The sequence below is a fragment of the Taklimakanibacter deserti genome (genome assembly GCA_003574785.1).
Genome location: QORU01000010.1, coordinates 121,834 through 145,959, shown reverse-complemented (window position 1 = coordinate 145,959; position 24,126 = coordinate 121,834). Strand labels below are relative to the sequence as shown.

The 24,126-nt window shown below is 63.1% G+C and carries 25 protein-coding genes; 8 read left to right on the top strand and 17 right to left on the bottom strand.

Going from position 1 to position 24,126, the window contains the following annotated elements; genetic code table 11:
• Nucleotides 1-6 precede the first annotated feature (6 nt).
• The 5 genes from DS839_RS21545 to DS839_RS21525 all read left to right on the top strand — a co-directional run bounded on the left by DS839_RS21545 (nt 7) and on the right by DS839_RS21525 (nt 5,392).
• Nucleotides 7-912 carry a carbohydrate ABC transporter permease gene (locus tag DS839_RS21545; protein WP_119272537.1) on the top strand — a complete coding sequence of 302 codons (906 nt, stop codon included), beginning with the start codon at nt 7-9 and terminating at the stop codon, nt 910-912.
• Nucleotides 909-1,757, top strand: a complete 849-nt coding sequence (locus tag DS839_RS21540; protein WP_119272536.1) for a carbohydrate ABC transporter permease — start codon at nt 909-911, stop codon at nt 1,755-1,757. The genes DS839_RS21545 and DS839_RS21540 overlap by 4 nt, the downstream gene beginning before the upstream one ends.
• Nucleotides 1,758-1,765: 8 nt before the next feature.
• Nucleotides 1,766-2,803, top strand: a complete 1,038-nt coding sequence (locus DS839_RS21535) for an ABC transporter ATP-binding protein (RefSeq protein WP_119272700.1) — start codon at nt 1,766-1,768, stop codon at nt 2,801-2,803.
• Nucleotides 2,800-4,182: an aminotransferase gene (locus tag DS839_RS21530; protein WP_119272535.1), complete on the top strand. Its 1,383-nt coding sequence runs from the start codon at nt 2,800-2,802 to the stop codon at nt 4,180-4,182. Before DS839_RS21535 ends, DS839_RS21530 begins: the two co-directional genes overlap by 4 nt.
• Before the next feature lie 79 nt (nt 4,183-4,261).
• On the top strand, nt 4,262-5,392 hold the full coding sequence (locus DS839_RS21525) for a PQQ-dependent sugar dehydrogenase (RefSeq protein WP_119272534.1): 1,131 nt from the start codon (nt 4,262-4,264) through the stop codon (nt 5,390-5,392).
• On the opposite strand, the gene DS839_RS21520 is transcribed toward DS839_RS21525, so the two are convergent.
• Entirely contained in the window at nt 5,367-6,110 is a 744-nt protein-coding gene (locus tag DS839_RS21520; protein WP_119272533.1) for a hypothetical protein, read from the bottom strand. The genes DS839_RS21525 and DS839_RS21520 overlap by 26 nt on opposite strands.
• Before the next feature lie 128 nt (nt 6,111-6,238).
• Nucleotides 6,239-7,522 carry a cysteine desulfurase-like protein gene (locus DS839_RS21515; RefSeq protein ID WP_119272699.1) on the bottom strand — a complete coding sequence of 428 codons (1,284 nt, stop codon included), beginning with the start codon at nt 7,520-7,522 and terminating at the stop codon, nt 6,239-6,241.
• A 160-nt stretch (nt 7,523-7,682) separates the two neighbouring features.
• Here DS839_RS21515 and DS839_RS21510 point away from each other — a divergent pair, with 160 nt between their 5' ends.
• Complete coding sequence (locus DS839_RS21510) at nt 7,683-8,387, top strand: corrinoid protein (protein WP_119272532.1); 705 nt, start codon at nt 7,683-7,685, stop codon at nt 8,385-8,387.
• Nucleotides 8,388-8,430: 43 nt separating this feature from the next.
• Nucleotides 8,431-9,066 (top strand): DUF1638 domain-containing protein, encoded by a 636-nt coding sequence (locus tag DS839_RS21505; protein ID WP_119272531.1) that lies wholly within the window; start codon nt 8,431-8,433, stop codon nt 9,064-9,066.
• A gap of 7 nt (nt 9,067-9,073) precedes the next feature.
• On the opposite strand, the gene pldH is transcribed toward DS839_RS21505, so the two are convergent.
• The 7 genes from pldH to DS839_RS21470 are packed head-to-tail and all read right to left on the bottom strand — an operon-like array spanning nt 9,074 to nt 16,533.
• A complete protein-coding gene (gene pldH / locus DS839_RS21500; protein ID WP_119272530.1) occupies nt 9,074-9,820 on the bottom strand; it encodes a pyridoxal 4-dehydrogenase, SDR-type in 747 nt (248 codons plus the stop codon).
• A 10-nt stretch (nt 9,821-9,830) separates the two neighbouring features.
• Nucleotides 9,831-11,006, bottom strand: a complete 1,176-nt coding sequence (ppaT, locus tag DS839_RS21495) for a pyridoxamine--pyruvate transaminase (RefSeq protein ID WP_119272529.1) — start codon at nt 11,004-11,006, stop codon at nt 9,831-9,833.
• Between the two features lie 10 nt (nt 11,007-11,016).
• Nucleotides 11,017-11,823: a 4-pyridoxolactonase gene (gene pldA / locus DS839_RS21490; RefSeq protein WP_119272528.1), complete on the bottom strand. Its 807-nt coding sequence runs from the start codon at nt 11,821-11,823 to the stop codon at nt 11,017-11,019.
• Nucleotides 11,824-11,845: 22 nt separating this feature from the next.
• The gene (locus DS839_RS21485; protein ID WP_119272527.1) at nt 11,846-12,781 is read right to left on the bottom strand and encodes a putative B6 ABC transporter permease subunit 1; all 936 of its coding nucleotides are present in this window, start codon (nt 12,779-12,781) and stop codon (nt 11,846-11,848) included.
• A gap of 3 nt (nt 12,782-12,784) precedes the next feature.
• Nucleotides 12,785-13,861 carry a putative B6 ABC transporter permease subunit 2 gene (locus tag DS839_RS21480; RefSeq protein ID WP_368911835.1) on the bottom strand — a complete coding sequence of 359 codons (1,077 nt, stop codon included), beginning with the start codon at nt 13,859-13,861 and terminating at the stop codon, nt 12,785-12,787.
• A gap of 8 nt (nt 13,862-13,869) precedes the next feature.
• Complete coding sequence (locus DS839_RS21475; protein WP_119272525.1) at nt 13,870-15,459, bottom strand: putative B6 ABC transporter ATP-binding protein; 1,590 nt, start codon at nt 15,457-15,459, stop codon at nt 13,870-13,872.
• A 48-nt stretch (nt 15,460-15,507) separates the two neighbouring features.
• The gene (locus DS839_RS21470) at nt 15,508-16,533 is read right to left on the bottom strand and encodes a putative B6 ABC transporter substrate-binding protein (RefSeq protein ID WP_119272524.1); all 1,026 of its coding nucleotides are present in this window, start codon (nt 16,531-16,533) and stop codon (nt 15,508-15,510) included.
• 95 nt (nt 16,534-16,628) lie between these two features.
• Between DS839_RS21470 and DS839_RS21465 the strand changes: the two genes are divergently transcribed.
• Entirely contained in the window at nt 16,629-17,030 is a 402-nt protein-coding gene (locus DS839_RS21465; RefSeq protein ID WP_119272523.1) for a hypothetical protein, read from the top strand.
• A gap of 4 nt (nt 17,031-17,034) precedes the next feature.
• Here the strand turns inward: DS839_RS21465 and fhmpcd1 are convergent, their stop codons facing one another.
• The 8 genes from fhmpcd1 to DS839_RS21425 all read right to left on the bottom strand — a co-directional run bounded on the left by fhmpcd1 (nt 17,035) and on the right by DS839_RS21425 (nt 24,091).
• The gene (gene fhmpcd1 / locus DS839_RS21460) at nt 17,035-17,961 is read right to left on the bottom strand and encodes a 5-formyl-3-hydroxy-2-methylpyridine 4-carboxylate 5-dehydrogenase (protein WP_368911821.1); all 927 of its coding nucleotides are present in this window, start codon (nt 17,959-17,961) and stop codon (nt 17,035-17,037) included.
• A complete protein-coding gene (locus DS839_RS21455; RefSeq protein ID WP_119272521.1) occupies nt 17,961-18,581 on the bottom strand; it encodes a glutathione S-transferase family protein in 621 nt (206 codons plus the stop codon). The genes fhmpcd1 and DS839_RS21455 overlap by 1 nt, the downstream gene beginning before the upstream one ends.
• Before the next feature lie 37 nt (nt 18,582-18,618).
• A complete protein-coding gene (locus DS839_RS21450) occupies nt 18,619-19,632 on the bottom strand; it encodes an ABC transporter substrate-binding protein (RefSeq protein WP_119272520.1) in 1,014 nt (337 codons plus the stop codon).
• Nucleotides 19,633-19,645: 13 nt separating this feature from the next.
• Nucleotides 19,646-20,449, bottom strand: a complete 804-nt coding sequence (locus DS839_RS21445; RefSeq protein ID WP_119272519.1) for an ABC transporter permease — start codon at nt 20,447-20,449, stop codon at nt 19,646-19,648.
• Nucleotide 20,450: 1 nt separating this feature from the next.
• Complete coding sequence (locus DS839_RS21440) at nt 20,451-21,299, bottom strand: ABC transporter ATP-binding protein (RefSeq protein ID WP_119272518.1); 849 nt, start codon at nt 21,297-21,299, stop codon at nt 20,451-20,453.
• A complete protein-coding gene (locus DS839_RS21435) occupies nt 21,300-21,698 on the bottom strand; it encodes a RidA family protein (RefSeq protein WP_368911820.1) in 399 nt (132 codons plus the stop codon).
• Nucleotides 21,699-21,708: 10 nt separating this feature from the next.
• A complete protein-coding gene (locus DS839_RS21430) occupies nt 21,709-22,836 on the bottom strand; it encodes an LVIVD repeat-containing protein (RefSeq protein ID WP_119272516.1) in 1,128 nt (375 codons plus the stop codon).
• Nucleotides 22,837-22,942: 106 nt separating this feature from the next.
• The gene (locus DS839_RS21425; RefSeq protein ID WP_119272515.1) at nt 22,943-24,091 is read right to left on the bottom strand and encodes a cupin domain-containing protein; all 1,149 of its coding nucleotides are present in this window, start codon (nt 24,089-24,091) and stop codon (nt 22,943-22,945) included.
• Nucleotides 24,092-24,126 lie beyond the last annotated feature (35 nt).

Here is a 24,126-nt window from a genome sequence, read left to right as displayed (position 1 = left end):
GCAGCCGTGACGACGACCACATTCGAAGAAAAGCGGCGAAGGACGGGATTGTTCTTCGTCGCGCCGGCCTTGCTCGTGCTGGTGGTGATCCTCTTCTATCCGATCGTCGCTTCGATCCTGCTCGCCTTGCAGCGCGTGCAGCTTGCCGGCGGCGAAGTGCTGCAGGAATGGGTCGGCCTTGGCAATTTCCAGCGCCTCTTCGGCGATGCCGTGTTCTGGAAGGCGGCGCTCAACACCGCCTATTTCTCTTTCATGGAAGTGGTGCTGGTGACGCTGATCAGCCTCGGCGTCGCCTTGCTTCTCAATCATCCGCTGGGCCGTTCGGGTCTCTACCGCATCCTGCTGATCGTGCCCTGGGCGATCGCCCCCGTCGCCAATGCCGTCTTGTGGAAATGGATCCTCAACGCCAATTACGGGGTCCTCAACGGGCTTCTCACGTCGATGGGCCTGATCGACAATTATCAGGTCTGGCTCGGGACGCCTTTCTCGGCTTTGAATTTCCTCCTGATCGTCGATGTCTGGAAGTCGGTGCCTTTCGTGGCGCTGCTGATGCTGGCCGGCCTCCAGCGCGTGCCGCAATCGCTCTATCGCGCCGCCTATATGGATGGCGCAGGTCCCTGGCAGAGCTTCCTCAATATCACGCTGCCGACGATGCGCGGCGTGAGCGCCATCGCCGTCGTGCTGCAGACGATCTGGTCGTTGCGCGTCTTCGATCTGGTCTTCGTGCTGACACGAGGCGGACCTGCGGACGCGACCGTGCTTCTCAATTTTCTCGCCTACCGTGTCACCTTCAATTTCCTCGATCTGGGCTACGGCTCGGCCATCGCCAACATCATTTTTGCGCTGACCTTCCTGCTCGCCGCCCTTTATGTCTGGCTGCTCTGGCCGCGCGAGCCGCGGGGTGCCCGATGAGCTTCGCCAGGCTTCAGCATGGCGGCCCTTTGCGCCAGGCCTTCATCGCGCTCGGCCTCGCTTTGTTCGTGCTGTGGTCGGCGGCGCCGGTCCTGTGGCTCGTTTTGTCGAGCCTGCTCGAGCAGAAGGCGCTCATTGCGCAACCGCCCGATCTTTCACTTGTGAACTTCACATTCGAGAATTTTTCGACCGTCATCGGGGCCGCGGCGGCACTCGGGCGCGGCATCGTCAATTCCCTGATCGTCGCGCTCTTCTCGACCGCGCTCGCTCTGGCGCTGGGCGCGCCGGCGGCCTATGCGCTGGCACGCCTCAGCGTGCCGCGCGCCGATGCCATTTCCTTCCTGATCCTCGCTACCCAGATGCTGCCCGGCATCGCCATCGCCATACCGCTCTTTATCGTGATCAGCCGTTTGGGCCTCATCGACAATGTGCTCTCGCTCGGCAGCGTCTATCTTTCCTTCAACCTGCCAATCGTGATCTGGATCCTGCGGGGGTTCTTTCTAGGCATTCCGGCCGGCATCGAGAAGGCCGCCGCCATCGATGGCGCCGGCACCTTCGCTACTTTCTGGCACATCGTCTTGCCGATCTCGCTGCCACCCCTGAGTGCCGCCGCGGTCTTCGCCTTCGTCGAGGCCTGGAACGAGTTCTTCTTCGCGCTCATCCTGACGCGCCAACAGGCGCAGACGGTGCCTTTGGTGATCGCCAACTTCGCCGGCCAGTATCAGACCGTGTTCGGGCAGATGATGGCGGCGGCCGTTATCAGCGTAGCACCGGTCATCCTGCTCGCCGTCCTGTTTCGCAACCAGATCATCCGCGGTTTTGCGGACGGCATGATGAAAGGGTGAAGCCCACAGTGCCTGCCATCGAACTCAAGAATGTCTCGAAGCTGTTCGGCCCCTATGCGGCCTGCAAGGACGTCAATCTCACCATTGCCGAGGGCGAATTCGTGACGCTCCTCGGCGCTTCGGGCTGCGGCAAGACGACGACGCTCAATATGATCGCCGGCCTCGAAGACGTGACCTCCGGCGACATCCTGATGAATGGCAAGCGCGTCAATGATCTCTCGCCCGTCGAGCGCGACGTCGCCATGGTGTTCCAGAATTATGCGCTCTATCCGCATATGACGGTCGCACGCAATATCGGCTTCACCTTGAAGATGCGCGGACTCGACCCGCAGGAGATCAAGACGCGCGTCAAGAAGGTCGCGGCGGCGCTCGAGCTTTCGACCATGCTCGATCGCCTGCCGTCGCAGCTTTCGGGCGGACAGCAGCAGCGCGTCGCCATCGGCCGGGCGCTGGTGCGCGAGCCCAAGACCTTTCTGTTCGACGAGCCTTTTTCCAATCTCGATGCCGGCCTGCGCATGAAGATGCGCGCCGAGGTGAAGGAATTGCATCAGCGTCTCGGCGTTACTTCGATCTTCGTCACCCATGATCAGGAAGAGGCGATGTCGATCTCCGACCGCATCGCCGTGATGAATCTGGGCCGGATCGAGCAACTGGGCACGCCGGAGGAGATCTATGCGCGGCCCGCGACGCGTTATGTCGCGACTTTCATCGGCAGTCCGCGCATCGAACTGGCGCCAGGCGAGATCACCGATGCCGGAAGCGTCAAGATCGGCTCCATCACCATCCCGCTCTCACGTCGCCTGAAGCCCGGCACAAAGGTCGAGCTCGGCATAAGGCCGGAGCATGTGCGGCTCGGCGAGGCCGGCATCCCGGCGACCGTCAGGCTGGTGCAGCCGGTCGGACCCGCGACCCATGTGACGCTCGATTGGGAGGGCGGCGTGCTCATGGCGAGCCTTCCTGGTTTCGTTCGATTAAGTCCCGGAGCTCGGACGCGCGCCGCGCTCGATCCCGATCATCTTCTCATATTCGAAAGGCAACAGCCATGAACCAGCATTTCAAACCGAACTCGGTCGCCGGCCGCGATGTGGCGAGCCATCTGCATTCGCAGACGAATCCCAAGCGCTTCGAGGAGAAGGGACCGCTGGTCGTGACGCGGGGCGAAGGCATCCGTGTGTTCGACGATGCCGGCAAGTCTTATATCGACGCCATGGCGGGCCTGTGGTGCGCCTCGCTCGGCTTCAACAATGCGCGGCTCGCCGCCGCCGCCAACCGGCAATATAATGAGCTCGGCTTCTACCATACCTTCTTCAACCGCACCCATGGGCCGGCGACGGATCTTGCCGAAAAGCTTCTGGCGCTCACCGGCATGAAGGGTGGCAAGGCCTATTTCGCCACGTCGGGCTCGGAAGCCAATGAGACCATGGTGAAGCTCGCCTGGGTCTATCACACGGTGAGGGGCAAGCCGACCAAGCGCAAGGTGATTGCGCGCGACCGCGCCTTCCACGGCTCGACGATCGCCGCCGCCTCGATGTGCGGCCTCACCTTCATGCATCGCGAATTCGGCCTGCCGCTTCCGGGCTTCATCCACACGCTCTGTCCCGATACCTATCGCGGCAAGCTTGACGGTGAGAGCGATGATGCGTTCGCCGATCGGCTCGCGGCCGAGCTCGAGAAGCTGATCTTGCGCGAAGGGCCGGACTCGATTGCCGCCTTCATCGCCGAGCCGATCAATGCCGGTGGCGGCATCATCGTCCCGCCGAAATCCTATTTCGCCAAGATCCAGAGGGTCCTGAAGAAATACGACATACTCTGTCTCGATGACGAGATCGTCTGCGGTTTCGGCCGCACCGGCAATTGGTTCGGCAAGGAGACGGTCGGCTTCACGCCCGACATGATGGCCTTGGCCAAGGGCCTGTCCTCGTCCTATTTCCCGATCTCGGCTGTGGTGCTGGCGCCTGAGATCTATGATGCGGTCAATGAGTTCAACAAGCAGGGCGGCTCCTTCGGCCATGGCTTCACCAATTCCGGTCATCCGGTCGGTGTCGCGGTGGCGCTGGAAGCCATCAAGATTTATGAGGAGATGGACGTCGTAGCGCACGTGCGCAAGATGGGGGCCAGGCTGCGCGAACATTTCGATGCGCTGGCGAAGAAATTCCCGATCATCGGCGATGTGCGCGGCGCCGGTCTCATGCTCGGCATCGAGATCGTGGCCGACAGGGAAAGCCGCACGCCTTTCGATCCCGCCCTGCAGGCGGGATTGACCTTCGACCAGATCGCCTATGAGAACGGCCTGATCGGCCGGTGCATGGGCGATACGCTCGGCTTCTCGCCGCCGCTCATCGTCACCGAGAAGGATGTCGACGAGATCGCCGAGCGCTGCGAGAAGAGCCTCAAACAGCTCGCGACCTATCTCGCGAAAAGCTGACGTCACATTCAAGTGTATCCGGGAACCTTGCCGGGCTCATCATCTTTTCCTAAGACTTGCCGTCTTTTTGGAGAGATGAATGCGAATCCTATTGGCTGTGTTTCTGGTCCTGAGCGCGAGCCGGATTGCGCTGGCCGAGACTTTCGACACCGAGAAGGGCAAAATCTCCGTCCAGTCGATAGCCGAAGGCCTGTCTCATCCCTGGGCGATCGATTTCCTGCCAGACGGAAACATGATTGTCACCGAACGCGAAGGCAAGATGCGCATCGTCACGAAGGCGGGTGGCCTGGGTGAGCCGCTCAATGGTGTTCCCGATGTCGATTCGCGCGGGCAGGGCGGGCTGCTCGACGTCGCGGTGCATCCGAATTTTGCCCGCAACCGGCTCATCTATTGGAGCTATGCGGAAGCGGGCCCAGGCGGCAATTCGACCGCCGTGGCGCGCGGCCGGCTGAGCGAGGACAATACTTCGCTCCTCGAAGTCAGGGTGATCTTCTCGCAGAAGCCCAAGCTCCGCAGCACCGCGCATTTCGGCAGCCGTTTGGTCTTCGACGGCAATGGCCATCTGTTCGTGACCCTGGGAGAGCGCTCCAATGCCAAAACCCGCGGCCAGGCACAGGAACTCAACTCGCATCTGGGCAAGATCGTCCGCCTCACCGAGGAGGGCCAAGTGCCGTCCGACAATCCCTTCGCCGACAAGCCGGGCGCCTTGCCGGAAGTCTGGTCCTATGGCCATCGCAACGTGCAAGCCGCGGCGATCAATCCCGCGACCGGCGCGCTCTGGGAGATCGAGCACGGGCCGCGCGGCGGCGATGAGATCAACATCCCCGAGCCTGGCAAGAACTATGGCTGGCCGGTCATCTCCTATGGCGTGAATTATTCCGGTTCGCCGGTCGGTAGTGGCAAGACGAAAATGCGGGGCATGGAGCAGCCGATCTATCAATGGACGCCGGTGATCGCACCCTCCGGCATGGCTTTCTATACCGCCGACCTCTTCCCGCAATGGAAGGGCAATCTCTTCGTCGGCGGACTTCGGGCGACGGCCCTCGTGCGGCTCGAGCTGAATGGCAACAAGGTCGCCCATGAGGAGCGCCTCCTGCACGATCTGGGCGTGCGCATTCGCGACGTGGCGCAAGGGCCCGACGGCGCGCTCTATGTGGTGACCGATGAGGAAGACGGTCAGATTCTCAAGCTTTCTCCCGCGACGCCCTGATCAGTAAAGCCCCCAGCACGCCAATCACGGCAAAGAGCGCAAGCCAGACCCAAGTCCCGGGGCTCAGGAAGCTGGCGCGGCCCGTCTGCACATGGGCGAGGATGAGCGAGAGGACGGCGAAAAGCCCGAGGCCCGCCATGAACACGCCGCCCACGAGACATTCTTCTCTGGCTGCCGAGCGCGCGAGCAGGAGCAGGCCGATTCCAGGCGCCAGGAACACAGCGCTGTAAATGCGCCCATGCATCGCATCGATGGGCCAGGGCCAGAAGCCTGCCGCGAAGCCGGGTACCACGAACAACGCCGCGCCATAGAGCACCAGAAGGACACCGGCGATCGGCATGATCCTTCCCAGGCGCTCGCTGATGGTGAGCGGGGGGACGGCCGGCAGCCGGCGATAGAGGAGAAGCGCGCCAAAGGTCAGCGCCGCATAGCCGACATAGAGAATGAACCACAGTGCGACGCGGCGAGGACCGGCCAAGGAGGTGAGATGGAGGAGCGAGGCGATGGAGACGACGAAAGTGAAGACAAAGGCCACGACCAAAGCGGCGCGCCCGGGCGACCAGCGGTTGTGAGTGAAGAGAATAGCGAGACAGAAGAGCTCGGCGACATAGACGGCGCCAAGGAAACGCGCATTGAAAGGTGTGATCGCCCACGGCCAATAGGAGACGATCACTTGCGGCGCGAAAAGCAGCAAGGGTCCGGCGATCAGGACGATCAAGGCAACCCCGGTGAATACCCTCACCCAAGGTGAGAGTGGGGCATTAAACGAGGCATCGCTCACGTGATGGTTCCCAGCTGATCACAGGCGTAAATAATTCTACGCCCTTGAACGCTTGAGAACGAGTTCTAATTCCGAAGTGAAATAACCTCATCGAGGGCTGTGATGAAGCTATCGACTTCGGCCTCGCTGTTGTAATGAGCAAGACCCACGCGCAAGACGCCGCCTTGCTCCATGAGGCCCATGCGCGCGACCGGCTCCACCGCGTAATTGTGCCCCGACCAGACGAAGATGTTCTTCCTGGCGAATTCCTTGGCGAGCGCCTCGGGCCGCATGCCGTCGAGCGTGAAGGACACGGTCGGCACGCGCCGGTGCACGGCATTGGCCGAGGTGATGCCGCGGATCTTGAGGCCCTTGACCGGGCTCAAGCCTGCGATGAGGCGGTTGCACAGATGATGCTCCCATTGGGTGAAGACATCGAAGGCGCGATGGACCGCGGCTCCCCGTGCGCTCATATGCTCATAGGTCTTGCCCGACGCGCCCGGCTCATTGCCATGGCGCGCGAGATATTCGACGGCGCCGAGCGTCCCCGCCATGCCCTCATGGCTGAGCGTGCCGGTCTCGAACTTGTTCGGCAGGTCATCACCGGCCGGGCGCACCTTGTAGCTGAAGGTCTCGTTCAGCAGCTCTTCGCGCCCCCACAAAATGCCCTGATGCGGGCCGAAGAATTTGTAGGCCGAGGCGACGAGGAAATCGCAGCCGAGATCCTGGACATCGATGCCGCAATGGGGCGCGAGCTGCACCGCATCGACATAGAACAAGGCGCCTGCGTCATGCGCCTGGGCGGCGAAACGCTTCACGTCATTGATCGTGCCGGTGCAATTGGAGGCAAAGCCCATGGCGACGAGCCGGGTCCTCGGGCTCAGCATCCGGGTCAAAGCATCTTCGGCGAATTCATAGGTGTCGGGATCGAAATCCATCCAGCGCACGGTGAGGCCCTTGTCCTCGGCGAGGAGCAGCCAGGGGGCCACATTGGCGTCATGATCCATGCGCGACAGGACGATCTCATCGCCGGGACTGAAGCGCCTCGCAAGGCAGCGCGACATATGGAGCGTCAGCGTAGTCATATTCTGGCCGAAGACGATCTCGCGGGCTGAGCGGGCGTGGTAAAAATCAGCCATGGCCTGATGAGCTTCATTCACCAGCTCATCCGCCGCCACCGTGGTCGCGAAATAGCCGCCGAGATTGGCGTTCTTGGCCGTCATGGCCTCGATCGTGCGGTCGATCACCGTTTGCGGCACCTGGGTCCCGGCGGGATTGTCGAAATAGATGCGGGGTTGACCGCCGTCCTTGAGGGCAAGGGCGGGGAACTGGGCGCGCAGCGCCTCGATCGGGAAGTGGGTTTGGGGCATGGAAAACTCTGGCGGATGGAGGCCCCGCATAGCATTGCCGCCCAAGCCTTTCCAGGCCTGTCGGTTTCAGGCCTTCCACCGTCGCAGGTGATCGGGAATAACCCTTGCGTCGCGCTATTTTAGCCGTCAGAAGAGCGGCTGAAATGCCCGGAGACCAGCTATGAGCGATGAAGGCGAACTTGACCTCAGATCCTTGAATGACGAGGAACTGACCCAGCAGATTCACGACGACCTCTATGACGGCCTCAAGGAAGAGGTCGAAGAGGGCGTCAATATCCTGCTGGAGCGCGGCTGGACGCCCTACAAGGTGTTGACCGAGGGCCTGGTCGAGGGCATGCGCATCGTCGGCATAGACTTCCGCGACGGCATCCTGTTCGTGCCGGAAGTGCTGCTCGCCGCCAATGCGATGAAGGCCGGCATGTTCATCTTGAGGCCGCTGCTCGCCGAGACCGGAGCGCCTCGCCTCGGCAAGATGGTGATCGGCACCGTCAAGGGCGACATCCACGACATCGGCAAGAACCTCGTCGCCATGATGATGGAAGGGGCCGGTTTCGAGGTCATCAATATCGGCATCAACAATCCGGTCGAGAAATACCTCGATGCGATCGCCGAGCACCAGCCGGACATCCTCGGCATGTCGGCGCTGCTCACCACCACCATGCCCTATATGAAGGTGGTCATCGACACGCTTAAGGAAAAAGGCATGCGCGATGACTATATTGTGCTGGTCGGTGGCGCGCCTCTCAATGAGGAGTTCGCCAAGGCTGTCGGCGCTGATGCCTATTGCCGCGATGCCGCGGTCGCGGTTGAGACGGCGAAGGACTTCATGAAGCGCAAGCACAATCAGATGGCGGCGTCTGCGTGATCCCCGGCCGGGCCCACGTGGTGTCCGGAGCAAGGATCGGTACATGACTTTCGTCAATGTCAAACCTTCCGAGGAATTCGAATTCCTGAACGGCCAGGGCCATGTGCTGCTGATCGCCTGCGGCGCTTTGGCGCGCGAGATCGTCGACCTGATCGAGAGCAACCGCTGGAAAGCCTTCGACGTCGCCTGCCTGCCGGCCAAGTGGCACAACACCCCGCAATTCATCGTACCGGCCATCCGCGACAAGATCCGCGAGGCGAAAGGCAAGTACAAGTCGATTTTCGTGCTCTATGGCGATTGCGGCACCGGCGGCCAGCTCGACAAGCTGCTGGACGAGGAGGGCGTCGAACGCATTCCGGGTCCTCATTGCTACGCCTTCTTCTCCGGCAATGACGCCTTCTTGGCGAAGCAGGATGAGGATTTCACCTCCTTCTTCCTCACCGATTACCTGGCGCGCCATTTCGACAAGCTGATCTGGGCCGGCATGGGGCTCGACAAGCATCCCGAATTGCTGCCGATGTATTTCGGCAATTACAAGAAGATCGTCTATATCGCCCAGACGCGCGATGAGGAGCTGGCGCGCCGCGCCATGGCCGCGGCGAAGCGCCTCGGCCTCGATTATGAATACCGCTTCGTCGGCTATGGCGAGCTGGCGAGCGAGATGAAAGACCGCGCTTAAGCCTTGGTCACCACCTGACCATGCCGGCATCGACATTGATGGTCTGGCCGGTGATCCATTTGGCATCGTCGGAGGCGAGGAAGGACGCGACACCGGCGATCTCGACCGGCTGGCCCTTGCCCGGCAGGGCCTGCAGCATGCCGACGAAGTCGAAGGCGTTATTGTGCGGGCTCGCTTTCACGCCGTCCGATTCCATGAGGCCGGGCGAGATGGCATTGACATTGATGCCATGCTTGCCGAGCTCGGTGGCGAGCGCTCGGGTGAAGCCGATGACGCCGCCTTTTGCCGCCACATAGGCCGCCATATTGGGCGTGCCGGCGAAGAAGGTATTGGAGGCGATGTTGATGATCCGTCCCTTGCGGCCGAGCTTGCGCATCTGGTCGGAGGACGCCCGGCACATCAGGAAGACACCGGTGAGATTGACGTCGATGAGCTTGCGCCAATGGGCGAGGTCGACATCGTCCCAGGCGATGAAGGGCACGATCGCCGCATTGTTGACCAGGATGTCGACGCCCTTCGCTTTCTTCTCGACCTCGGCATGAAGGGCTGCGACCTGTTCGGGGTTGGACACATCGCAGGTGACGGCGAAGGCATCATGGGGCAGGGACTTCGCGACCTTCTCGGCCCCCTTCACGTTGATATCGCTCACCACGACGCGGGCCCCGTCCTCGGCGAGGCGGCGCGCGATGGCCTCGCCGATGCCTTGCGCGGCACCCGTGACGATGGCGGTCTTGCCCGAATGTCTCTTGCTCATGATCTTCTCCCTAGATTTTTTTGCCGATGGTGGCGAGCACGGCTTCGACGCCCGCCCCCGTATTGGTCTTGCGGCCGAGTGCATTGAGCGCGCCGCCCAGCGCCGATATGGCGACGACCGAATAGATCGGATGTGCCGTCGGGCCCATATGGCCGATGCGGGTGAGCTTGCCTGAGGTCTCGCCGCGCCCGGAGGAGAAGGTGACGCCATAGAGCGACCGCGCCGCGGCGCGCAGCTTCGCCTCGTCGACGCCGGAAGGCGTCTTCACCGCGGTCGTGGTCGGAGAGGCGATCTCCTCGCGCGCCGCCCAGAGCTCGAGTCCCATGGCCTTGACGCCGGCGCGGCAGGCCTTGGCGGTAAGCGCGTGCCGCTTCCACACCGTCTTGGGCCCTTCCTCCAGATAGACATCGAGCGCCGCATCGAGGCCGTTGATCTCGGAAACGGATGGCGTGAAGGGGAAGGGCCGGTCGTGGCGATGGGCCTCTTCCCAGTCCAGGATCGACAGCATCGAGGCGCGGGGAGCGTTCGGGTTCTTCTTCATCTTCTTCCAGGCGCGATCGCTCACCCCGAGCAGCGTCAGGCCCGGCACGCCGCCCAGGCATTTGTTGGGCCCGGTGACGAAGATGTCGGAACGGGACGACACGGCATCGATCGGCATGCCGCCGAACGATGAGACGGCATCGGTGATGAGATAGGCGCCATGCTTGGCGACGATGGCGCCGATCTCCTCCGCCGGATTGATCGTGCCGGAGGGCGTATCGTGATGGCATAGGCTGACGATGCGCGTCTCCGGCCGCTTCTTCAGGGCACGCGCGACATCGGCGGGATCGATGGCCTCATTGTAAGGGACGTCCACTTCATGCAGGTCGGCGCAGTAGCGCTTGGCCCAATAGCCGAAACCCTTGCCATAGACGCCGGAGGCGAGGTTGAGCACGACGTCATCGGGTGCGATGAGCGAAGCCGCCGCCGCTTCGAGGCCCAATACCGGCTCGCCATGGAGGATGACCGGTGCATTCTTGAGCTTCATCGCCTTCTTCGCCTTTGCGGCCACTTGCTCATAGAAAAGCTGGAAGGCCGGATCGAAGTCATAGGACACGGTGCGTGACAGGCCGCGCAGGACCGCCGGATAGGCATCGACCGGGCCCGAAGTGAGCGTGAAGACCGGCCAGTTGAGTTTGTCTGCCATGGTCGCCTCCTCAACCGTAGAATTGCGTGCCCGTCCGATAGGACTGGAACTCGCCCATATCATGCGAATACATGAGATCGGCCTCGCGGTCCTGGGCGAGCTGCTTCAGACGCCGCATCGAGGTGACGCCGGCTCGGGGATCGATATGGAATGAAGCCTGGCACAATATCTCGAGGCTCTTCTTCGTATAGGAGGCATCGATGGTGAAGAGGATCGGCTTGCGGTTGGAGAACTCGACCAGCAGGCTGTAATGGCCGATCGCATGGCCCGGCGTGAAGATGAGCTTGACGCCTTTCGCGAGCTCCACGTCGCCCTCGATGCCCTCGAAGGTCGAATTGGCGACCGTCGTTCCGGCGAGCAACTGCGCCGTCGCATTGCGCGCCTCGGCGGCGGCGGCCGAGAAGCTCAGATCCGAATAGCCCAGGACTTCGAAAGGCTCCGGCGTCATTGCCTGCTTGATCTCGTCCTTGTGGCAGATCTTCTTGGCATGCGGGAAATATTTGTTGCCGCCGACATGGTCGAAATGGAAATGCGAATTGACCACGATGCCGATATCTTTGGGCTCGAGGCCGAGGAGCTTGAGCGCGCCGGGGATCGTCTGGTCCTTCGACTGGATGGGCTTCTCGAAGGGCAGTACCTTCTGCACATGGTCATAGTCATAGCCGCTGTCGATCAGGAAGCGTCCGTCCTTGTGCTCGACCAGGATCGAATAGACGGGAAAGCGGACCTCGCCGCCCGGTCCCTTGTTCCAATAGACATGAAAGCCGTCGAGGACGAGCGAGCCGCCGTCGAGCAGATAGACTTTGGTGTCGGTCATGTGCGTTTCCTCCACTGTTTCTTCATCGCGCGCCCCGCACATAGGGAATGCCGAGGGCGGCGGGCAAATGGGCATTGCGGCCGAAGATGACGAGCACCGCCATCACCGCCGCGAAGGGGATCATCTGGATGACATCGGTCGGCACATTGACGCCGGCCACTTGCAAGGCCGTGGTCAGTGACAGGCAGGCGCCGAAGATCGCAGCGCCGAGCAGCACCCAGACGGGCCGTCCGCGCGCCAGCATGGCGAGCACGATGCTGATGAAGCCGGCACCATTGGTCATGAAGGGCACGAAGAGACCGGCGCCGACCTCGGCGAGGAAGGCGCCGCCGAGTCCGGCAAGAGTGCCGGCCGTGAGCACGGCGGCGGTGCGGATGCGCGTCACATCGATTCCGGTGACGTCGAGCGCCGCGGGCTTGTCGCCGGCCGCCTGCAGATAGAGCCCGAGATTGGTGCGGCGATAGGCGAAGGCTGCCAGGACGACGAGCAGCACGGCCAGATAGACGATGACCGGCCGGTCGAAGAGCGCCGGCCCGATGACCGGAATGTCGGCGAGGCCCGGGAGGCGCAAGGTCTCGACCGCCGGCAGGCGCGGATAGGTACGGCCGAAGAGATTGTAATGGAGGAGCGCGGTGATGCCCTCGAAGCCGAGCGTCAGGCCGATGCCGATGACGATCTGGTTGAGGCCGAGGCGCACGCAGAGAAGCGCCATGAGGAGCGCAACCCCAAAGCCGCCAAGGGCGCCGGCGACGAAGCCGAGGGCGATCGATTCGGTCGAATAGGCGACGAAGAATCCGGCAAAGGCGCCGGCGAGCATCATGCCTTCGATGCCGACATTGAGGACACCCGCCTTTTCCGACATCTGCTCGCCGAGCCCGGCAAGGAGGAGGGGCATGCCGGCGGTGACCGCGCCCGAGATGAGGGCCGTGAGGAAGGCGGTGGTGAGGAGTGCTTCCATGGCTCAGCCCTTGCCCTTGGCGCGCCGCCGCTGATCCAGCCATTCGGCGAGCGCCAGCAGGATGAACATGGTGGCGACGAGGATCAGGGTGAAATGCTGCGGCACGCCGATGCGGCGCGCCGCACTTTCGCCGCCGATCTCGAGCACCGCATAAAAGAAGACGAAGGCGATGGCCGCATAACCATTGAAGCGGGCCAGGAAGACGAGCGGCACGACGGCGAGCGCATAGGCCGGATTCCAGTCGGCGCGCACATTGCCGAAGACGCCCAGGATGTCGACCGCGCCGCCGAGCCCGGCAAGAGCGCCCGACAGTGCGAAGACCACGACGGTCAGCAACGGGACCGCAAGGCCGGCATGGAGTGCCGCCTTGGCATTGGCGCCCACCACGCGCAATCTGAGGCCGAAAGCGGTGCGCGTCATGACGACATGGACGGCGATGACTGCCGCAAGGCCGATGAGGAGCCCGCTCGAGATCGTCGTGCCATAGAGCCAGGGTAGCCGATCGTCGACCGGCAAGGTGCGCGTCTGCGGAACCGTGGTGCCGGGATCGAGGAAAACGAGCTTTACCAGGACATTGGCGAAGGACGTGCCGAGAAAGGTCATCATCAAGGTGGTGATGATCTCATTCACCCCTTGATAGGCGCGCAGCAAAGCGGGGATCAGTGTCCAGGCCGCCCCGACCAGCATGGCGACCAGCATGCAGACGATGAGCGTGATCCAATCGGGCATCACGGTGATGAGAGCGGGCGCCAGCGCGGCGGCGATCACGGCGCCGAGCAGGAATTGTCCGTCGCCGCCCAGATTCCAGATACCGGCCCGGAAGGCGATGATGAGGCTCGCCGCATGGAGGAGGAGCGGCGCCATGCGGGTCAGTGTCTGCTGCAGGCCCTGGCCTGAGAACACGCCGCGCTCGACGACATAGAGATAATAGGCGAGGGGATCGTAGCCCGCGACAATGAGCGCCAAGGCGCAGAGGACGAAGGCGGCGAGGATCGGCCCCAGCGTCACCACGGCGAGGCTCGTCCAGGCGTCAAGAGCGAAGCGCGGCTTCGTCAGTTGTGGAGGGCTCACGGCTTGCATCTCATCCATCATGCCGCCTTGCCCACCATGAGATTGCCGATCGCCCAGCGCGCCTCCGGTCCGTTCTCGACAATGCCGGCGATATGTCCGCCCACCATGACCGCGATGCGGTCGGAGAGCTCGAGCAACTCGTCGAGCTCGGTCGAGATCAGGAGGACGGCAAGGCCTTTCCCGGCCGTCTCGCGGATACGCGCGCGCGACAAGGCGATATTCTGGAAATCGAGGCCATAGGTCGGCTTGTTGAAGATCATGACCCGTGCGTCGCCGGCAAGCTCGCGCGCCAGCAGCGCCTTCTGGATATTGCCGCCCGACAATTTGCCGATCGGCGTGTGAATGCCGGGTGTCCTTATGTCATAGCGCTCGACCTGGCGCTCGGCATAGGCGTCGATCTTGTCTTTCTGCTCGATGCCGCGCCGCCAGAAAGGCTCGGCACCGATCGTCTTGAGGAGCAGGTTGAGGCTCAAGGGGAAAGAGGCGACGGTTGCCTCGGACAGGCGGTCATCGGTGAGATAGCGCAGGCCCAGCCGATGGCGCAGGCCGGCCGGCAGATGCTCGACGGGCTCGCCCCCGAGACGGATGGCGCCCGACGCCAGGGGACGCTGGCCGGCGATCGCTTCCGCCAATTGCTTCTGGCCATTGCCGTCGATGCCGGCAATACCGAGGATCTCGCCCGAGCGGATGGTGAGATCGATGCCGTGAAGCCCCGGGATCCCGGGTTCAGGCGTTACGCTGAGGCCCTGGATCTCGAGATCGTTATTCGCCTCGATTGGTGCTCGCACGACGGGCGCCGGGCTGTCACTCTTCTCGTCCTGGCGCGCGAACATGGCCTTGATGATCTCATCGCGCGCTTCTCCCCGGTCCATGGCTTTGAGGCGCTCAGGCGCAAGGCTCGCGATCTTGCGGCCGCGCCTCAGGATGGTGATGCGGTCGCCGAAGCGCAAAGCCTCGTCGAGCTTGTGGGTGATGAAGACGATGGCGAGGCCTGAAGCGACGAGCTTGCGCATCATGGCGCCCAGGTCCTCGATGCCCTTGGGCGTCATCATCGACGTGGCTTCGTCGAGAATGAGGACCCGGCTCTTGTGCAAGAGAGCGCGGGCGATCTCGACCTGCTGCTGCTCGCCGAGCGAGAGGTCGCCGGCGCGCGCATCGAGCGCGACGTCGAGGCCGAAATCCGCCTTGAGATCGGCGAGGCTTTGGGTCAGGCCGGCAAGGCCCGGTCTCTGCCACCAGGCACCGCCGAGCAACAGGTTTTCGCCAACGGTCAGACTCGGCACCAGCATATTGTGCTGGAACACCGTGCCGATGCCGAGGCCGAGAGCGGCGCGCGGCGAGACGATCGTCTGCCTCTCGCCGGCGATCAGGATGTGGCCGTCATCCGGCTGCTGCAGGCCCGACAGAAGGGCGATGAGTGTAGATTTGCCGGCGCCGTTCTCGCCCAGAAGCACGTGAACTTCGCCTGGCCACAAGGAGAGGTTCACATTGTCATTGGCGATCACGCCGGGGAAGCTCTTGGAGATATTGACGAGTTCGACGACGGGCTTCCCGGCCGCGGGACCGGAAGTCGCAGCCGTGGGTGTCGATGTGGTCTTGGCCGTCACGATAAAAGCAGCGCCGGCCAGGCTGATGCCGGCCGGCGCAATTCCGGCTTACTTGACGGTGTTCACGAGTTCATGGACTTTCGCCGCGTCCCAGATCGGCTCGACCTTGATCTTGCCCGACACGATGTCGCCGCGGATCGCTTCGATCTCGCCCCACACGGCATCGGTGATGTCCGGCGTCTTGAGCAGCTTGACGGAGTCGTCAGCAAGCTGGATCGAGTAGTTCTTGGTGCCGAAAGTGTCGGCCTTGAGGTCGGCGATCATCGCACCATAGACGGGCTCGAGGTTCCACAAGACCGACGACAGGAGGAAGCCCTTGTTGATCGGCGTCTTGTCGCCGATGACGTCGATGAAATAGACCTTGCCGCCATCAGCCGCCTTGGTGGTCTCGACCGCCTGCAGCATGCCGAAGCTCGAACCGTTGCCTTGTCCGAAAATGATGTCGGCGCCAGCCGCGATCACGGTCTCGGTCACCCGCTTGCCGCCGGCCGCATCGGCATAGGCGGCAGGCCCGATCACCGCATAGAGGATCTTGATGCCTTCCTTTTCGGCCTTGGCCCCTTGCGCGAAGGCGGCGGACTGCGAGTTCCATGACGGCGGCTCGCCCGACACCACGATCCCGACCGTGCCGCTGCGGCTCATCTTGGCGGCGAGCCTGCCGGCGAGATAGGCGCCTTCATGGCCGCTCAGCGTGTAGTCGGCGACCTTGCCGGCCTTCTTCGCATCCGGCATGTCGACGATCGCCACCGGCACATTGAGCTCGGCGCCGATCTCGGGTGCTGCGGTATTGTAGCCGCTGGCATGGGCGATCAGGAGATTGGCGCCTTCGCCGGCGAGCTCGCGCAAGGTGGGGCGCACATCGCCATAGCCCAGGCCCTCGGCGACCAGCACCTTGATGCCGGCCTTCTCGCCCACGGCCTTGGCGGCATCGACACCTTGCTGGTTCCAGCCATAGTCATTGCCTTGCTCGGGAGCGAGGATGGCGATGGTCTTCACTTCGGCGGCGAGGCTCGCCGTGCCGAGAAGGGCCAGCATCGTCAGGGCCGTGAAAGATCTCTTCCAATATGCACGCATGATGTCTCCTCCGTCTGTGTTATTAAATTTGATTATCGTCCATTCACTTGCAGGCGGCAGCCATGTAAAGTGCCGGTCACATTCCGAACCTCGCCATGTCTGCAAAATTTCTCCCGTGTCTCATTCTCGCTCTCGGCCTTGCGGCGCCCACGGCTCTCGCCGCCGGGCGCGGCAGCGAAGGGCTTATCGAAACCCCGTTCGTCGCGCGCAACGCGGCCCAAAGCGAGATCAGCTGCTCGGTATCGCTTGCACACTGGTATTCGGCCGAGCTCGGGCGCGCCGCACCCGGCGCCAGGATCAGCGTGAGCTTCTGGCGCGATCCCAAGAGCGGGGCGCTGTATCTCCTCAATGAGACCGGTGACCGCATGGCGGTGCAAATGACCTGGTGCGGCCTTGCCGGGAAGAGCTGGGAAACCCGCAGCGTCGTGACGCCGGCCGACGGCAAGCCCGCCGACCTCACTTGCGTGAGCGGGACAGACAGGCTCGCTTGCCGCTGAAGCGTCATTTGCCGTCCTTCTCCTCCAGCGCCCGGCGCACCGCCACGAGCTTGCGGGCCCGCTCAGCCGCCAGCTCCTTGCCGCGCTCGGGCGTATAGGCATAGACACCGCTGCCGGTCTTGAGGCCGAGGCGCTTCTCCTGGACCCGCTTAGTGATGAAGGGGGCGATATCGGCGCGCGTCGACAGCTCCTGATTGAGGAAGCTCGCCACCGAATGATAGATGTCGAGCCCCGCCACATCGAGCAGCGCCATCGGCCCGATGACGCTGAGCTTGTAACCGATGCCCCAGGACACGCAGGTATCGAGCGCCTCGGGCGCGATGACGCCTTCCTCGACGAGATCGATAGCCTCGCGCAGCAAGGCGTAGAGGATGCGGTTCTCGACGAAGCCCGCCACATCCTTGTTGATGACGACGGGGAGAAGCCCCAAGCTCTCGATCAGGTCGACGATGGCCTTCGCCGTTTCGGGCGCAGTCTTGGCGCCTGATATGACCTCGATCATCGGGATGATGTGGGGCGGGTTCGACCAGTGCATGCCGCAGAAGCGCTCAGGGTTCGAGAGATGCTCCTGCAACTTGCTGATCGGTATGCCGGACGTGTCGGAGACGACCAGTGTCTCGGCGCCGATCAGCCTGTCGATGGCGCGATAGACCTCGGCCTTGACCTCGATCCGCTCCGGCACATTCTCGATGATAAGATCGGCATCCTTGACGGCTTCGGCGAGGGAGGCCGCGAACCGCACCTCGCCGCCGGGCTTCGGCGCAATGCCGAGCTTGTCGAGCACGTCATTGATCAAGGGAAGCGCCGCCTTGGCCTTGTCGATCTGCGCCGTCTCCATATCGAAGGCGGACACCACGAGGCCGCCCCGCGCCAGGCGCTGGGCGATGCCCGGACCCATGGTCCCCAATCCGATGACGGCGATATGCTTCATCAGGCGGCCTTCTTCTCTTTGGCGCCGATCGCCACCTGGAAGGCCGAACGCTCACCAATGGCCTTGATCCAGCGATCGAGCTCGGCGAAGGCCGGCCGCTCGAGCGGGAAGTCGAGGCAGCGCTTGAGGATGGGGGCGAGCGCGATATCTGCGATGGTGAGCTTCTCCAGGGCGACATACGATCTGCCTTTGAGATGGGCGTCGAGGATCGCCATTTGTGCCGCGAGCTCCTTGATCTGCGCATCGTAGTCGGGCGCGCGCTCATTGGCGGGCTTCTTGGAGTCCTTGAAGGCGGTGAGATAGCCCGGATTGACTGCGGCGAGCACCCAGTCCATCCAGCGCTCGACCTCGGTGCGCTCGGCGGGCGTGGCGCCGGTCAAAGCCGGGGCATAGGCGGAAGCCAGATAGCGCAAGATGGTGTTCGATTCCCAGATCACCGCCTTGCCGTCGACGAGGGTCGGCACTTTCGAGGTGGGGTTGAGCGCCTTGTATTCCGGTGTCTGGGTGTTGTTGAACTGGCGGCCATAGTCCTCGCGCTCATAGGCTTTGCCGGTCTCTTCGAGCATGAAGATGACCTTCTGCACATTGCCTGATGTCTGGCGGCCGAGAAGCTTGATCATGTGATGCCTCGCATTGCTGGTTGAGTTTCGTTCACCGTCATTTCTTCAAAGGCTTGGCGGCGAGGATGAAGCGATTGGAAAAGGCGGCCTCGAGATCGATATCCTTCTTCATCACGCCTTGATCGCGCAAGACCTTGGCCGTCGCCGTCCAGGTGTCGAGCGTCATCGCGCCGATCCCGTCCTTGGCCGTCTCGGCGCTGAAGAAGGTCGATTTGATGTCGGCCTCTAGCTGCTTCACCAGGATGTCGCGCTTCGCCGCATATTCGGGATTGGCCTTGATCACGATATCGGCGGCCTCGCCCGGATTGGCGATGACATCGGCGAAGGCCTTGAGATAGGCGGCGGTGAAGCGTTCGACGAGGTCGGGCTTGTCCTTGGCGAGCGCTTCCGAGGTGAAGAGGCCGGAGCCATAGACATTGTAGCCCCAGTCGGCGCCCATGATGATGGACAACGAGCCGGGACCGCCGGCTTTCGCCTCGAGCTCCGGCACTTCGGCGTCGATATAGCCGGGCACGGCCGCGACACGGCCGAGAAGCAGATAATTCTCGTAAGGCGGCGCGACTGTGCTCTTCTTGATGTCGTCCTCGCTCATGCCGTTGGCGGCCAGGAAGGCGCGCAGGAAGACATAGGTCGATCCCGCGGTGTGCACGCCGACATCGAGGCCCTTGAGGTCTTGGGGCTTGGACAGGGTCTTGGTCTTGGCGAGCGCGATCATGCCCATGGGGCTGCGCTGATTGACGGCGGCAAGCGCCACGACCGGCACGGATTGCGAGCGCGCGATCGCCAGCGTCGGCAGGTCGCCGAAACCGAAATCGGCATTGCCGGCGCCGACGAGGCGCAGTGCGTCGACCGAACCCGTACCCTTGCGGATCGCCGTCACCTCGATGCCATTATCCTCGAAATAGCCCTTGTCCCTGGCGACGAAGAACATCGCATGATTGCCGCGCACCACCCAGTCGAGCTGGATGCTCACCTCATCGGCGGCCCTGGCCGCGACGGTGGCGGCGAGCAGCATGATCGTCGCGAGTGTCAGTCTGAGCCTCATCGTCATCTCTGTCCTCCAATCATCTGTTGCCCGGGTCGTCGAATTTCGGCGCCCACGGGATGAGAAGCCGTTCGGCCAGTTCCACCACATAGTAGAAGGCAAGGCCCAGGACCGAGACGACGAGGATCGCCGCGAAGACGAGCGCCGTCTCGAGCTGGGTGGAAGCGAATTGGATGATATAGCCGAGGCCCGCCGAGGCGCCGGCGAATTCGCCGACAATGGCGCCGATGACGGAGAGCGTGACCGCCACCTTGAGGCCTGCCATGAGCTGCGGCAAGGCATGCGGCAGGCGCACTCGCTTGAGGATGGTGCCGGGGCCGGCGCCCACCGAGCGCATCAGCGAGACCAGCGAAGGATCGACCGACTGCAGGCCCGACAGCATGCCGATCGCCACCGGGAAGAAGGCGATCACCACGATGAGCAGCACCTTGGGCGCGAGGTCATAGCCGAACCACAGGATGAAGATCGGCGCCAAGGCTACTTTCGGCACATTCTGGAAGAGCACGATCAGCGGATAGAGCGCCCGACCAAAGGTCTCGAAACGCGCGATGACGACGGCGACGAGCACGCCCGTAACGGCCGAGAGCGCGAAGCCAATGAGGATCTCTTCGGCCGTGACGAGCGCTGCCGCCGCCAGCGACTGGTATTGATCGACCATCACGAGGGCGATGGCCGATGGGGCGGGAAGCACGAAGGGCTCGACCTTGAACAGCCAGATGGCGCCTTCCCAGAGAAGGAGGCACACCAGGCCGAGCAGGATCGCCGGGGCGACGTCGATGACGGCGCGCGAGACCTTGGGAGCCGGAAGGGCTTGGGTGATCATGTCAGGCGCCTCCCTTATGGCTCTTGACCAGGAGCTCGCGCAGACGCGCCTCGGTTTCCGAGAAGCGCGGATCGCGATAGGTCTGGGCGTCGCGCGGATAGGGCAGATCGTTGGCGATCGTCTCGAGGATGCGCGCCGGCCCGGTTCCCATCACATGGATGTCGCTCGACAGGAACACCGCTTCGTCGAAGGCGTGGGTCACGAGAAGGATGGTCTTCTGGGTGCGCTGCCAGATGTCGAGGAGGAGGCTGCCCATTTCTTCGCGCGTGATCGCATCGAGAGCGCCGAAGGGCTCATCGAGGAGCAGCACTTCCGGATCGAGCGTCAGCGCGCGGGCGATGGCGACGCGCTGGCGCATGCCGCCCGAAAGCTGCGACGGACGCTTGGCTTCGGCACCGCTCAAGCCCACGAGATGGAGATTATGCTGGGCTCGCTTCCTCACCTCGGCGCGAGAGAGCGAGGGATCGGCGGTCTCGAGCAGGAAAGCGGCATTGTCGAGCGCCGTCTTCCACGGCAGAAGTGTCGCATCCTGGAAGGCGACGCCGATGAGTTTCTTGCGCGCCGCTTCGGCGGGCGCCATGCCCGCCACTTCGATCTTGCCGGCGCTCGGGCTCATCAGCCCGGCGAACAGTCTGAGCAAGGTGCTCTTGCCGCAGCCCGAAGGACCGACCAGCGCGACGAGCTGGCCCTTGCCGACCTTGAGATCGATGTCGTTGAGGACGCGCTGCTTGCGTCCGCCGAGATCGAATTCGACCGCCACGCCTTCGGCGCTCAGATGTGCCGGCCCGGGGCGCCGCGATTGCGACGCGGGCGATGGCGCGGCTCTGAGGATCGGGCGGGTGGCCGACATCTATTTCTCGTCCTTCGGACAATAGGCGATGGCATCCATCTCGATCTTGGTGCTGATGACGGCACGCGCTTCGACGGTGGTGCGGGCGAGGCCCGCCGGGTTTTTGAAATATTCGCCGAACACCTTGTTGTAGCGCCCGAAGTCGCGGGTGTCTTCGAGATAGGTGCACACCCGCACGACATCATCGAGGCTCGCGCCATCGGCCTTGAGCACGCGCTCGATGGCGAGGATGGTGGCGCGGGTCTCTTCCTCGATGGTGCCGTGGATCATATTGCCGTCGGCATCCTTGGCCACTTGGCCCGACACGAAGATGAGATCGCCGACCCTGACGCCTGGATGGAAGGGCAGGTTGGGATTCTTGGTTCCGATCGGATAGCGCTTGGCCTTGCTCTTGCTCATCATCTCTCCGTCACATGACACTGGTTTCGATGATATCGACCCCACGGATGCGGTCGATGAGATAGATGAGGCCGCGATCATCGATGGTGACATCGTTCGACGACGCCATCTCCGCGCCCTCGGGCATGTCCGGCACATAATGGCCCACTTCCTTGGGCGCGAAAGGATCGGCGATATCGACTAGTCTCAATCCTTGCGCGAACCAGGCGAAGGGGATGACCGTGCCTTTGAAACGTTCGGAAGGCTGGTGGCAACCCGTCATCGGCGGTTGCGGCGCGCCGTCCTTGTCGAGCCCCGGCACCTGGTAGGTCGCGATGGGGACCGGGCAGCGCTCTTCGGTGATGTCATAGATCCAGGCGAAGGAAGGGGCGGCGGGGCGCAGCTTCGCCACGTCCTCATCGGCCACCACCATGATGTTGCGGCCCTTGAGCGGCTTCGGCATCGGCAGGCAGGTGTGGGTCGGATGCGGGAAAGCCGGGCTTGTATTCGTATGGGCGATGGCCACGGGCTTCGTCATGTCGGTGAGATCGAGGATGAAGAGGCCATGGTGCCAGTAGCTCACATAGAGCCTGTTCCCCATGCGCAAGGGATGATGACAGCGGGGCTGCGTCCAGTTGGCCCAGGGATATTCCTCGCCGCCCGCTTGCCACTGGCCGGGGATCCACCAGCGGCCGACCTCGACAGGCTTGGTCGGATCGATGAGGTCGAGGATCATCACGATATTGCCGATATAGCCCTCGACGGTGGGCGAGATATAGGCATAACGACCGTCGAAGTCGTAGCGATGAACGCCGCGCCCGCCTGTCACCCATTTGCCGATCTGCTTCGGCGCCGCGGGCTTCGACACGTCATAGATGCCGAGGCCGCCGCCGAATTCCCAGGCCCCGTCAGGCCCAAGCTTCTCATGATTGACGATCATGATGCCGTCCTGCACCCGCACCTTGTGCGAGTGCCAGCCTTTCGGCACGTCGACGACGGCGAGCACCTTGGGCTTCCGGGGGTCGGCGATGTCGACGATGGTGGTGCCGCTCGGCGCCCGCATATGGCCGATATAGAGCGTGGTGCCGTCGACCCAGACCTGGCCGCCGCCCGGGCAATCGATATGCGCAATCTGCTTGGTCTTGTGTGAGCTCTGCACGATGAACCGGGAACTGGAGGTTGTCTCGACGGATGGTTTGCGGTGGGACGGGAACGGAAGAGGGTATGAGCCGCTCTTCCTTCCGCCTGGATTGCCTCTGGCCGCGTCAGGCGAGCCGCACCATGTCTCCCGCCTTGTCACGCCCCCATTTCTTGTAGAGGGCGAGCACCTTGAGCGTGGGCTCGTCGCTGGCGACGAAGAGGAAGACCGGATCCTTGTCGGAGCCGTTCACATGCTCGCACCAGGCGCCGCCCGGCACGGCGAGCGTGTCGAATTCCTTCCAGTCGAAGCGCTGGCCATCGACGATGGAATAACCCTTGCCGCGGAATGGCGCGACGAGAAGGCTCGCCGTCTGGCGCAGGGGCAGGGTCTTCTCGCCGGGGCGCAGCATCTGAGCGAAGAAGGTGATGGTCTTGAACACCGGGTTTCCCGTGGTCGGATCGACATATTCGGCCATCAGCGCTTCGTAGGGGTCGCCATCCCAGTCCTTGTGACGGTCGAGGAGCTCTTCCATGCGGTCCCAGCGATAGACATACATGGGGGACGAGAGGCCGGAGCCGCGCTTGTGATCGGCAAAGCGCGGCAGCATGCCGCCCTCGCCATAGACGCGCTGCGAATAGTCGGACGGATAGCGCGATGTCTGCTCTTTCTTCTTCACCATCTTGCCGTCTTCGAGCTCGGCATAATTGTGGTCGAAATGGATGGCGTTGAGGTTCTCGACCAGCGGCAGGTCGAGCACTGAGAGATTGACCGCGGGCTCGCCGCCCACCGTGCCGTGATTGTGCCAGGTGTCGTTGGGGGTGAGCACCATGTCGCCTGGGCCGAAGGTGATGTTTTCGCCCTCGACGCCGGTGAAATTGCCCTTGCCGGTGAGGCCGAAGCGGATGGCGCTCGGCGAATGCTTGTGCGGCGGCATGATCTCGTCGGGATCGTTGAGGCGATAGGCCGTGTACATGGTCGAGACGGTGGCGCGCTTGGGGGCCAGGCCCGGATTGATGAGGATCAGCGAACGGCGCTCGCTGTCGTCCATCTTGATGAGGTCGGCAGCGCGATGCAGCAGCGGGTCGATATCCTTGGCATAGTCCCACATGAAGGGCACTGCCTTCTTGGTGCCCATGAGCTGCTTGATCTCGTCATTCTCGACATCGGCCGAGGTCGCCCAGAAGGGGAACATGTTGCCGCGGGCAACATCGTCGTAAAGGCCGCGCAAGGCTGCGTCGCGATTGGGAAGGGCGGCTGATTTGGCGCCTGACATTCAATCCTCCATGCGTTCGAATTTTTTCTTTGGGT